Below are 11914 nucleotides of genomic sequence, written 5' to 3' on the forward strand. Positions count from 1 at the left end.
CCATCCCGAACTCGGAAGTGAAAACCCGCTGCGCGGATGGTACTGCCGGGGCCACCCGGTGGGAGAGTACGGCGCCGCCGGCCTTATCTTCAGAATCGCCCGTCTCGAGCAACACGCTCGGGACGGGCGTTTCTGCGTTTGTACCCCACGAGTGCGTGAGTGCGGTGTGCGTGAGTGCGGTGTGCGTTAGTGCGGCAGTACGAGAGTACGAGAGTACGAGAGTGGTGCGTCTGGAGCGTCCCGCGCGGTGAATGAGTGGTGCACGCGAATCGTCACGTGCTCCGCAGTCGTTGCGCACACGGCTACCGGCGCCGCAACCAGGCGAGACATCGCGGGGGCGGAGATCCGTCCGGCGGGTTGAAACCGCGCCTCGAAGGACACGATGTCCGCCTCCGCGGACTGCGGCCGCCGACCTCGTGCGCGGTGCGCACTCCCTCGTGATCGCGATCGCCCTTGTCGCTTGCGCATGGAACAGTGCGGCAGGGAAGCCGTCCGCGGGGCAATCTGCGCAGCGCGATCAAGCGCGATCCTGGCCCGAGTCCTGGACGCTGCGCGGCGGAACGGCTGTTCATCAAACGTAGGGGAATATCCTACAAAGAGCGCGTCGGGGCGTGGGGTGCGGGCGTACGCGGGGAGCAAGAATACGGCATTGTGACAGGTTGCCGCACCCTGTATCTTCTACGTCAGACAGGCGGTTGCGCCTGGCGCTTCGTGACGAAAACCTGGAGATCAATTCAAAATGGCGATTCGCGATCTGATGAAGCTGCCCGTCATTGGGCTTCTTGCGCTGGCGGCTGCGTGCGGCGGCGGCGAGAGCAGCGACAACGCGGCCGCGACGACCGAGTCGGCGCCGGCTGCCACGACCACCACCACCGAGACGGCGGCTCCGGCCGCCACCACCGCTCCGGCGGCGGGCGCCACGGCTCCGGCCACCGGGAACGTGGTCGAGATCAAGATGGTCAGCGAGAACGGCGGCGCGTCCGGCAAGTTCGAGCCGGCCAACGTGACGGTCAAGAAGGGCGACGTGATCCGCTGGGTCATGGCCGACGCCCAGGCCGCGCACAACGTTTCGTTCTCGATGGCGCAGGGCAACCCGGCCGGCTTCAGCGCCCCCGCGGACAGCCCGTACCTGAACCAGGCCGGCCAGACGTTCGACGTCACGGTCACCATGGAGCCCGGCACCTACAACTATGTCTGCGTGCCGCACATGGCGATGGGCATGGTCGGCTCCATCACCGTTCAGTAAGCAGCGGGTTTCACAACGCAAAAGGAGCCGTCCTTCGGGACGGCTCCTTTTGCGTTTCCGGTCATCCGCGGCTCAGAGGCCGAGCGCGGCGCGGATGGTGGGGTTGATGCGGTTCGCCGTCCACGGCGGCGAAAAGGTGAGCTCCACCTCGGCGTGCTCCACGCCCGGAACGCTTTCCACCGCCTCGCGCGCCTGGTCCAGCAGCTGGCCCGCCACGGGGCAGCCGGGAGAGGTGAGCGACATGGTGACGTCCACGCGGGCGCCGTCGATGCGGATGTCGTAGATGAGACCCAGTACCACCAGGTCCAGGTTCAGCTCCGGGTCCTTGACCTTGCGGAGCGCCTTCTTGATTTCGGCTTCTGTCGCCATGTGTGTTCCTGTGCCTGCGTAATGCGCGGCCGCGGGCCGCGCGTGGCGGACCATACCCGCGCCACGCGGGGCTGTCAACCCGGCGTCCGGTTGCAGGGGCGCGTGAGTCGCGTATCTTTCCCCGGCCCCCACTCCCCTTTACGACACACGAGAACGATGAGCGACAGCAGCACGCCCCGAGTTCGCAAGATCGCGATCAACACCGGCGGCGGCGACGCCCCGGGACTGAACGCGGTGATCCGCGCGGCCACGCTGGCGGCCCTGAGCGAGGGCTGGGAAGTGTACGGCATCCGCCGCGGCTACATGGGGCTGCTGGAGGACGTGGTGGACGACGAGCCGGGCTTCTTTCCGCTCACGGCCAATGCGGTGCGCGGCATCACGCACCTGGGCGGCACCATCCTGGGCACCACCACCCGCGGCAACCCGTTCGGCCTGGAAGTCCGCCAGCCGGACGGCACCTGGGGCAAGGTGGACCGCTCCGACGAGATCGTGGAGCGCTTTCGCGAGCGGGAGATCGATGCCTTGATCGCCATCGGCGGCGACGGGTCGCTGAGCATCGCGCACGCGCTGCACCTGAAGGGGCTGCCGGTGATCGGCGTGCCCAAGACCATCGACAACGACCTGAGCGCCACGGACATGACCTTCGGGTTCCAGTCCGCGGTGGAGGTGGCCACGGACGCCATCGGCCGGCTGCACTCCACGGCCGAGGCGCACCAGCGGGTGATGGTGGTGCAGCTGATGGGGCGCCACACGGGATGGATCGCGCTGGAGTCCGGCCTGGCGGGCGGTGCGGACGTGATCCTCATCCCCGAGATCCCGTACGACATCGACCGCATCGTGGAAAAGGTGAAGCAGCGCGACGTGCAGGGGCGCCGCTTCAGCATCGTGGTGGTGGCGGAGGGCGCGCGCCCGGCCAACGGCGAGGCCAGCTTTCTGGACAGCACCGGCCGCTACGGCGGCATCGCGGACCGCCTGGCCACGCAGATCGAGGCGGCGACGGGCAAGGAGGCACGGTCGATGGTGCTGGGGCACATTCAGCGCGGCGGCGAGCCCATCGCCTTTGACCGCAGCCTTTCCCTGCGCTTTGGCGCGGCCGCGGTGCGCTGCATTCGCGAGGGGAGCCTGGGAACGATGGTGGCGCTGCAGGGCAACCACATCCGCGCGGTGCCGCTGGGCGACGCCATCCGCGACCTGAAGCGGGTGCCGCTGGATTCGGAGCTGGTGGTGTGCTCGCGCCAGCTGGGGATCTCGTTCGGCGACTGAGCCGCGGGTCTGGCGTTCTGCGCAGATCGGGGCGGAATTCCACCCGCGCAATGCTCGGGAAGGTTCGCCCCGTCCGCGTCGCTTCGTGCATAAGGTGTTGTGATTGATTGGTTTGCGCGGCTGACGAGGCCGCCCGGGTGGGCGGCCTCGTTTTCGCTTGCGTACTTGTCTGATCGGCTGCGGCGCTGTTAGGATTATTTCGCAGTAGCAGCCATGTAACAGCCCACGCCGGCGCACCTCTCCGCGCCGGCCCGTCCGCGGTCCCCCGCTCCCCTCGTCCCAGATGCCGGTTCGGTTGGAAGCGCCGCTCCGTCCGCGGCCCGTGGATGAGGTGGGGTCCGCAAGCCTGGACCCGGCGGCGGTCGTTCTCGCCTTCGCCTCCATTCCCCTGGCCGGAACTCCCGACGCCACCGCGCAGGCCTGCGTGGACGCCATCCGCCTGCTGACGCACGGACCGGCGCGCCTGCTGGTGCCCACGCGTCCCGTACCGCTGTCCGTGGGGGACGCCGCGGACGGGCTGGTGTCCGTGCTGCGCTTTCATGCGGCGGGCGGCGAGGGAGAGATGCTGGCTTCCCCGGAGGCGGCGAAGATCGCTCCGCGCCTGCTGGCGCTCATGGCCCAGCAGTTGGCGCGGGTGTGGGCGGTGCAGCAGCAGCGGGCGGAGCAGACGCTGGAACTGGATCAGCTGCGCTTTCACCTGGGCGCGCTGCAGCAGGTGGCGCGCACGCTGGCGGTGGTGCGCGGCGCGGACGAGACGGTGCGGCTGGTGCTGGATTCCGTGGGCGAGGTGTTCTTTGCGTGGTGGGCCGCGCTGTACCACACGGACGGCGAGCAGTACACCTGCCGCGCGGTCCGCTCGCTCCGCGGCGAGTCCGTGGCCTTCGCCATCCCGGCGCGGGTGGTGAACGCCATCACCGGGCCCGGGCGGCCGCCCATCGTGCCGCCGGAAGATGCGGAGATCCGCGACCACGTCCCCGCCGAGGTGGCGGTGGTGGCGCCGCTGGACTTCGGCGATGGCGGGGCGGGGCTGCTGATCCTGGGCCGGCGGATGACGGAGGCGCCGTACGAGGCGCACGACCTGGCCCTGCTGCGGGCGCTGGCGGACTCGTCGGCCATCGCGCTGCGCAACGCCGAGCTGCTGGACCGGCTGCGCGCGCAGGCGACCATCGATCCGCTCACCGGCTGCCACAACCGCCGCGGCTTCGACGAGATCTTGGAGCGGGAGATGGCGCGCGCCCAGCGCTACGGGCGTCCGCTCTCGCTCGTCCTGCTGGACATCGACCGGTTCAAGAGCATCAACGACGACTTCGGGCACGAGGTGGGCGACCACGCGCTGCAGCGCATCGGGCGCGCGGTGCGGCACTCGTTCCGCAGCAGCGACAGCGCGTGCCGCTACGGCGGCGAGGAGTTCGCCCTGATCTTTCCGGAGACGGGGCGGGATGAAGGTTCGCGGCTGGCGGAAAAGATGCGCGTCGTCGTCGAGCAGCTGCCGCCCAACGCCGAGGTGCCGCGCACGCTGACGGCCAGCTTCGGGGTCGCATCCTTTCCGGACGACGCGGCGACGATCCCCGACCTCATCCGGGCCGCGGACCGCGCGCTGTACCAGGCCAAGACCCGCGGGCGCAACCGGGTGGAAACGGCCTGAACCGCCGCCGCGGATCACAGGCCGTCGGAACGGACGTTCCGTGAGATGATCAAGCGAATCCGAAGCCCCGCCGTGTCTGGCGGGGCTTCGCTGCGTTACGGGCTTCTACACCGTTTCACGCGGAGGCCGCGGGGGTTCGCGGAGGTCGCGGGGAGGGAGGATGGGGCGATAACTGTCGGACCGCGCGAGGGTGACTCGTCAGGGCGGGCGCGGATCGCTATCTTTGGCGCGCAGCGGGACCCATCAACACTGATAGGCGGACTAGCCGTGGAAATCACTCCCAAGCAGCGCGCGCACCTCAAGTCTCTGGCGCACCACCTCAAGGCCGTGATGTTCGTCGGCAAGGAAGGGGTGAACGAGCAGACGATCCGTTCGCTGGAAGAAGCGTTCAACACCCGCGAACTGCTCAAGGTGAAGGTGCTTGAGGCCGCGCCGGTGGAACTGCGCGACGGCGCCCGCGAGCTGGCGGAGCGCATTCCCGGCGCCGTGGTGGTGCAGACCATCGGCCGCATCGCCGTGCTGTACCGCCCCGATCCGGAAAAGCCCGAGATCCAGCTTCCGCCGGCCTGACCGCGGGGCCAACGCTCCGGCTCGCCCAGGAATCTTTTCAACGCGCCCGGCGGCTTGTACCGCCGGGCGCGTCGGCGTAAACTGCCGGACTCCTGTCATCCCCATTCCCCTCCGGATCTTCTCGATGACGCGTTCTCCTCTTCGCGGGGCGGCGTGCGGCGCCGTTCTGCTGGCGGCCGCCTGGGCGTCGCCCGCCGGCGCGCAGACCGCCGCGAACGGCTACGACCTTTCCGTGCGCAACATCATGCGGGGCCCCGAGCTGGTGGGGCGCTCGCCGGATGAGGTGCGCTGGTCGGATGACGGCCGCTGGGTGTACTTCCGCTGGCGCAATCCGGAAGCCCGCGACACGGCCACGCACGTCTACCGCGTCGCCGCGGCGGGCGGCGAGCCCCAGATGCTGGCCGACTCCGTGGCCGACCGCGTAGCGCCCGCGATGGCGGGGGCGTGGAACCGCGACCGCACTCGGCGCGCCGCCGAACGCATGGGCGACGTGTACGTGACCGTCGACGGGCGCGAGCGGCGCATTACCGATACGCCCACCCGCGAGCGGCAGCCGGAGCTTTCGCGCGACGGGCGCACGGTGTTCTTCGTCTCCGGCACCAACCTGTGGTCGGTGCCGGTGGAGGGCGGGCCGCTTCGGCAGTTGACGGACATCCGCTCGGAAGCCGCGCCCCGGCCGCCGGAGACCGCGGGGCAGCGCGGCGCCCTGCGGCAGGACCAGACGGAGCTGTTCGACGTCATCCGCGACCGCGACGAGGAGCGCCGCCGCCGCGAGCAGGTGGATTCGCTTCGCGCCACCGTGCGCCCTGCGTACATCGGCCGCAACATGTCCGTCAGCAGCTTCGAGGTGTCGCCTTCCGGGCGCTACCTGCTGCTGGGCGTGAGCGAGCGGGTGGAAGGCGCGCAGCAGACCAGCATTCCGTACTGGATTACGGAGAGCGGCTACACCGAGCCGGTGAACCAGCGAAACAAGGTGGGCGACGTCCAGAGCGTGGAGCGCGCCGCCATCCTGGACCTGAACACCTCGCGCCTGGCGTGGATTACGCCCGACAGCGCGCAGACGGCCCGCAAGGTGTCGCTCACCACCTTGGCCTGGGCGCCGTCTCAGGACCGCGCGCTGGTGATGGGCGTGCCGTACGACTTCAAGGCGCGCTGGCTGTACGTGGCGGGAACGGACGGCAAGCTGACGATGGTGGATGAGGTGCGCGACACCGCGTGGGTGGGCGGCCCCGGGCTGTACACGGCCGACTGGATCAGCGACGACCGTATCTTCTTCGTGTCCGAGGCCAGCGGATACGCGCACCTGTACACGCGCGACCTGAACGGCGGCGCGGCGACGCCCGTCACGTCCGGGCAGTGGGAAGTCACGGACGTCACGCTGACGCCGGACCGGCGCACGTTCCTGATCACGACGAGCGAGACGCATCCCGGCGAGCGGGCGCTGTACTCCGTTCCCGTCACGGGCGGCGCGCGCACGCGCATCACCCCGCTGGCGGGGTGGACGGAAGCCACGCCCTCGCCCGACACGCGCTGGCTGGCGCTGCTGCATTCCACGAGCAACACGCCGCCGGAGCTGTACCTGATGCCCAACCGCCCCGGCGCGCGCCCGCGCCAGGTGACGGAGTCGCGCACGGCCGAGTTCCGCCGCGGGTCGTGGATTCAGCCGGAGGTCATGTCGTTCCGGGCCCGCGACGGGCAGATGGTGTACGCCCGCATCTACCGTCCCCGTGACGTGGGCGCGCAGCCCAACGGCGGCGGCGTCTTCTTCGTGCACGGCGCGGGGTACCTGCAGGACGCGCATCGCGGATGGAGCACGTACTATCGCGAGTACATGTTCAATCACCTGCTCGCCTCGCGCGGCTACACGGTGATGGACGTGGACTACCGCGGCTCCAGCGGCTACGGCGCGGCGGTGCGCACCGGCATCTACCGCCACATGGGCGGGCTGGATCTGACGGACCACGTGGACGCCGCGCGCTGGATGGTGCAGAACGAGGGTGTGGATCCCAAGCGCATCGGCCTGTACGGCGGCTCGTACGGCGGGTTCATCACGCTGATGGGGATGTTCACCGAACAGGAGACGTTCCGCAGTGGCGCCGCGCTGCGCTCGGTGACGGACTGGTCGCACTACAACCACTGGTACACCAGCCGCATTCTGAACCTGCCGCAGACGGACACGCTGGCCTACCGCCAGTCGTCGCCCATCTACTTTGCCGAGGGGCTGCGCGGCGACCTGCTGATGGCGCACGGCATGGTGGACACCAACGTGCACTTTCAGGATATCGTGCGGCTGTCGCAGCGGCTGATCGAACTCGGCAAGACGAACTGGGAACTCGCCGTCTACCCGGTGGAAGACCACGGCTTCGTGCGCGCGGACTCGTGGACGGACGAGTACCGGCGCATCTACGAACTGTTTGAGCGGACGTTGCGGCCGGAGTCGCCGCCGCTGCCGAACGGGAACGGCAGGGAATAGGGAATAGGGAATAGGGAATAGGGAATAGGGAATAGGGAATAGGGAATAGGGAATAGGGAATAGGTGGATGAGGGGCGGGGGCTCGCGGCGAGGGGATGCCGCGGGCCCTCGTTTTTTCTTTGTTGCAGGTGGGGACTGGCCCATAGCGGGATCGGGGCGGCGGACGGGCGTGCGCGGCGGAGATGTTGGCCCGGTGATTGCCTGAGAGGGTGCGCGGAACGGACGGACAGCCCGGGCTGGACGTGGGGTGGACCGTTTCGGGGAGTGTGCGGGTAGGTACTTGTGACAGAAGTGGTTAGCGGACGCTTGGCACGAGGTCTGCTTTAGAGAATGGCAGCAGCGACGACCGGATGACACGGCGTTGCCCATGGTGGGAAACCGGAAGGGGGAAGCCTTATGAACCGGATCGAAAAGGAGCTCGCGGAATCGCTGCCGCAGCCCAAGGGCCCGTTCACCGACGCCGAAGCGCTGGAACTGCTGATGGCGTACCGGAAGGATCCCTCCAACGTGCCGTGCCCGCTGTGCGGTCCCGATACGGTCGAGGTCCTGGCGTTCATCGAGCCGGAAATCGATCCCAACGGGTTTGCCTCGGTCACGAATCCCGAGGGCGAGTACGCGGCGGCGCTGTACTGCCACCAGTGCTTCAGAGCGGTGGGCATTCTGGCCGGGACCGGCAAGGAAGCCTGATTTCGTGGGGTGGGGACCGCGGTCGGGGGGCCGCGGAGCAGGACCCGCACGGCATTCGGGGGGATGCCCGGGCGGGAGATGGGTGAGGAAGGGTGAGGACACGGGTTGGGGGACCCGTGAAGATTCATGGGGAGTGGTACGAAGGGTGTGTTGTCCGGGGGGACACGAGAAAGGGAGCGCTTCGGCGCTCCCTTTCTCGTTTTGGTGTCCATCGATCCTCTCCGTTCCCCCGCGCACCTCCGCCACCCCCGCGTCCCCCGCGTGAAACGGTGTTCGTCAGTCCTCAGCCACCTGCGCGCGATGGTCGAAGCCGAGCGCGTCCATCAGCCGGTTGAAGAGCACCGGGGGAAGATGGCCGCCGGATGCCTGGTCGTGCCCGCGGCCGAAGCTGGCCTCGTCTTCCGCGCCGATGTCGGGGGCGCGCAGCAGGGTGGGGAGCACCAGGTCCTTGCGCGCCGTGCGGGAACTGAAGGCGACCACGCCCGGCAGGTAGCCCCGGTTGGCCGCGATCACCGCGTTCTTCGCCAGCCGTGTGCGCCACTGCTGCGCGATCAGCGGATGGATCTGGCAGCCGCTGTCCAGCGGAATGAGCGCCCACAGCTTGTCCGCGGAAAACACCGGCCCGATGCGCCGCGCGATCGCCAGCTCCTCCTGCACCTGCGCACGGTAGCCGCGCAGCCGGTCCGCGCCCAGTGTGTCGTCTTCCACGATCGCGCGCGGGCCGTCCGCCGTCATCATCATCCGCAGCGGGGTATCGACGTCGAACTCGCGGGCGCGGCGGGCGGCGTTGGTGAGCGACACGGCCTCGCGCAGCCACTTGCCGGTCCACCGCTTCCGCATCGCCGGCAGCGCATCCCACGGCGCTTTCTCGCCCAGGTCGCCGATGGTGCCCACGGCGGCCAGCCAGCTCAGGTCATCCACATCCGCCAGCGGGGCCAGCAGTTCGTACGCGAGCCAGGCGGACGCGGGGATGGGGTCCCATCCGTAGCCGGAAATGATGGTCCCCTCGCCGGGCTCGCCCTCCGGCCGGTGATGATCGACGAACATCGTGGGGACGTCGGGGAGCACGCCCGCGTGGTGCACGCCGAGGTCGGTGACGATCATCGCATCCGGCCGCAGCGCCGCCAATCGCACCCGCGCCACGTCGCTGAACGCGTTCTCCCCGCGGTCCGAGTGCACGACGGTGACGTTGGTAAAGCCCATCCGCGCCAGCCCCCGCCCGAACAGCGCGCCCGCCGAAAGCCCGTCCGCATCGAAGTGGCAGAACACCACGATCCGCGCATCCGCCGCCAGCCCGCGCAGAAAGGTCTCTGCCTTGGCCCGCGCGATGGGCAGTGCGTCGTTGACCGGCAGCGGCGTGGGGGCATCCATCATCATCGTCCTGTTCATGGTTTGTCGATGACGGGCGATGTGCAACGGCGGGACCAGCGGGAAACGACGACGAGCCGACTCGTGGGAATCGGCTCGTCGTCATCAACCCGCGTCGCGATGGAATGGGCGGTTGATCCCGAAGGTGATATCAGCCCTTCGGGGGTGCGTTGTCCCGTGGACCACCAGATTTGGCGCCTTCCACCTTCGACGGCAGGTTCGGCTGAGGGGAGGATTGCTTCCCGTCGCCGGCGGGACCGCCGGTCTTGGTCCCGCTCGACTCATTTCCCTTTGTGTCCGCCATGGCTGTACCCTCGCTCTACGGGTTGAGGCATTGCGCGGATGGCGCACCTGAGACTCCGGGCGGAGCATGCCCGCCCGAGTAGCAGGCATAAGCCGTTCCGCATGCGTCATTTTATCGTAGTGCCCCGCCGGACCACGCCTTGGATCGGATCCATGAAAAACGAGCCGACTCGTGAGAGCCGGCTCGTCGTCCATCATCCGAAAACTTCGGCGAGAGCCTACCGCGTGACGCGCAGGTTGCCTTCCAGCAGCTGCGTGGGGCCGAAGCTGGGCTGGCCCAGGAGGCCCGCATCCACCCCGACGGTGCCGTTCAGCGAGTAGCGCACCGGCTGGCCGGTCAGCGCGCTCTGCGCCACGTTGGCCAGCCCAGGCAGATCGCTGAAGCTGAGCACCACGTCCAGCGGAATCACGCTTTCGCCGTTGGCCTGCATGGGCACGCCCAGCGGAAAGTTCACCTGCGCCGCGCGGGTGCCGCCCAGCGCCAGGTTGCCCACCACGCGGGTGAGCGTAAGCCCGATGGGATTGGGGTTGCGCACGCGCGCGTACAGGCGGATGGAAGCGCCGCCCGTGGGCCGGTCCGCGGAGGGGCCCAGCAGGCGAAGCTGAGCCTGCTGCGCGCCTTCCACGGCAAAGGTGGGGGCCTGCAGCACCTGCTCCAGCCCGCCCAGCCCCGCGCAGCCGGAAAGAACGATCACGGCCAGCGAGGCGACCGCGCTACGAATCGCAACCTTCATTGGATGGATCTCCCGAAATCGGAATCTGTGTGTCCGGTGCCCGTGCACCACGCCATCGGCCGCACGCAACGCGGCGCCGCCGCCCTGCGGCCGATGCAAGGAGGGCGCCCGATGCCGGGAGCCGCGCGCCGGGAGGCGAAAAATCCGCGTCCGGCCAGCGCCGGAGCGCTGGAACGCGTCGTGCATCCACGCGGCCTCCCGAACCACGCCGCCGGTGTGGGGGGAGCAGGGAAGCAACAACGGGAATCGCACCAAGGAGGAAGCGGTGGACACCGATACGACGCGCCTGGACGCGGGGCACGTGCCGGCGGCCACGGCCGAGATCCTGGACGGGTTGAACGACCTGCTCCAGCTCGACCATGATGCCGTCGGCGCCTACCAGATCGCGATGGAAAAGCTGCAGGACCGCGACAACGCGGCCCAGATCGGCGGCTTTCTGCGCGACCACGAGCGCCACATCCGCGAGCTCAACGAACTGATCGCGGATCTGGGCGGGACGCCCAAGAACCAGCCGCACGCCACCGGACCCTTCAAGCTTGCGCTGCAGAGCCTGGGCGGACTCGCCGGCGACCGCGGCGTGCTGATGGCCTTTCGCCACAACGAGCTGCAGGTGCGCGCCAAGTACGATTCGTACGCGGCCAAGGCCAACCTGTGGCCCACCAACATCAAGCGCGTGGTCGACGGCGCCGCGCTGGACGAGGAGCGCCACTACCGCTGGGTGGCCGACGCCATGAAGGCGCTGGGCTGGGGTGACGGCGAAGGCCCGGAGCTGGACGCCATCGACGCGGCGCGCGAGCGCGCCGCGGTGGGCGCCGGCACGCTGAACCACGCGAAGGAACTGGCCGGCCACGCCCGCGAGGCCGTGGTGGACGCGACCGGGCAGGCGCGCGAACGGGTGGCCGACGTGGCCGGGCAGGCGCGTGACAAGGCCGCCGACGTGGCGGAGCACGCCCGCGAACTGAGCGGCCAGGCGCGCGAGCGCGTGGTGGACGCCGCCGCCGCGGTGCGCAACCGCATCAGCGGCATGACGGGGCACGGCACGGAGCGTCCGGGCGCCTACGCCGACGCGGCGCTGGGTGACGGCACGTACGCCACCTACGGCACCGGGACGGACCGCGTGGCGGCCCTGCGCGGCCGGGCGCGCGACGCGGGAGAATCGTTCGAACACCGCTACCAGGAGCGGCCGCTGCAGACGCTGGCGATCGCCGGGATCGCCGGCTTCGTCATCGGCCGGCTGCTTCGCTAAGGGGGAGAGA

10 protein-coding genes and 1 rRNA gene are annotated in these 11914 nt (G+C 69.4%); 8 read left to right on the plus strand and 3 right to left on the minus strand.

The features are described 5' to 3' along the window. Both rrf and HNQ61_RS16990 read left to right on the plus strand, forming a co-directional pair. Positions 1-83 (plus strand): 5S ribosomal RNA (gene rrf / locus HNQ61_RS16985); the annotation flags it as partial. Positions 84-739: 656 nt separating this feature from the next. Next, entirely contained in the window at positions 740-1246 is a 507-nt protein-coding gene (locus HNQ61_RS16990) for a plastocyanin/azurin family copper-binding protein (RefSeq protein ID WP_170035274.1), read from the plus strand. Between the two features lie 72 nt (positions 1247-1318). Here HNQ61_RS16990 and HNQ61_RS16995 read toward each other — a convergent pair whose 3' ends face one another. Continuing rightward, positions 1319-1615: a metal-sulfur cluster assembly factor gene (locus HNQ61_RS16995; protein ID WP_170035275.1), complete on the minus strand. Its 297-nt coding sequence runs from the start codon at positions 1613-1615 to the stop codon at positions 1319-1321. A gap of 156 nt (positions 1616-1771) precedes the next feature. Here HNQ61_RS16995 and HNQ61_RS17000 point away from each other — a divergent pair, with 156 nt between their 5' ends. The 5 genes from HNQ61_RS17000 (at position 1772) to HNQ61_RS17020 (ending at position 8253) form a co-directional block, all read left to right on the plus strand. Next, positions 1772-2878, plus strand: coding sequence for a 6-phosphofructokinase (locus HNQ61_RS17000; protein WP_170035276.1), 1107 nt, complete (start codon positions 1772-1774; stop codon positions 2876-2878). Between the two features lie 322 nt (positions 2879-3200). Beyond that, a complete protein-coding gene (locus HNQ61_RS29640; protein ID WP_221305271.1) occupies positions 3201-4523 on the plus strand; it encodes a GGDEF domain-containing protein in 1323 nt (440 codons plus the stop codon). Positions 4524-4790: 267 nt separating this feature from the next. Further along, positions 4791-5093, plus strand: coding sequence for a ribosome assembly RNA-binding protein YhbY (gene yhbY, locus HNQ61_RS29645; protein ID WP_205761586.1), 303 nt, complete (start codon positions 4791-4793; stop codon positions 5091-5093). A 124-nt stretch (positions 5094-5217) separates the two neighbouring features. Continuing rightward, complete coding sequence (locus HNQ61_RS17015) at positions 5218-7566, plus strand: prolyl oligopeptidase family serine peptidase (RefSeq protein WP_170035279.1); 2349 nt, start codon at positions 5218-5220, stop codon at positions 7564-7566. A 396-nt stretch (positions 7567-7962) separates the two neighbouring features. Beyond that, positions 7963-8253, plus strand: coding sequence for a hypothetical protein (locus HNQ61_RS17020; RefSeq protein ID WP_170035280.1), 291 nt, complete (start codon positions 7963-7965; stop codon positions 8251-8253). A 276-nt stretch (positions 8254-8529) separates the two neighbouring features. Here HNQ61_RS17020 and HNQ61_RS17025 read toward each other — a convergent pair whose 3' ends face one another. Both HNQ61_RS17025 and HNQ61_RS17030 read right to left on the minus strand, forming a co-directional pair. Then, positions 8530-9642, minus strand: coding sequence for a DHH family phosphoesterase (locus HNQ61_RS17025; RefSeq protein ID WP_170035281.1), 1113 nt, complete (start codon positions 9640-9642; stop codon positions 8530-8532). 500 nt (positions 9643-10142) lie between these two features. Further along, on the minus strand, positions 10143-10658 hold the full coding sequence (locus HNQ61_RS17030; protein ID WP_170035282.1) for an LEA/WHy family protein: 516 nt from the start codon (positions 10656-10658) through the stop codon (positions 10143-10145). A gap of 265 nt (positions 10659-10923) precedes the next feature. On the opposite strand from HNQ61_RS17030, the gene HNQ61_RS17035 reads away from it, so the two are divergent. Beyond that, positions 10924-11904 carry a ferritin-like domain-containing protein gene (locus tag HNQ61_RS17035; RefSeq protein WP_170035283.1) on the plus strand — a complete coding sequence of 327 codons (981 nt, stop codon included), beginning with the start codon at positions 10924-10926 and terminating at the stop codon, positions 11902-11904. Positions 11905-11914 lie beyond the last annotated feature (10 nt).

This window comes from Longimicrobium terrae (assembly GCF_014202995.1).
Classification (GTDB): Bacteria; Gemmatimonadota; Gemmatimonadetes; order Longimicrobiales; family Longimicrobiaceae; genus Longimicrobium; species Longimicrobium terrae.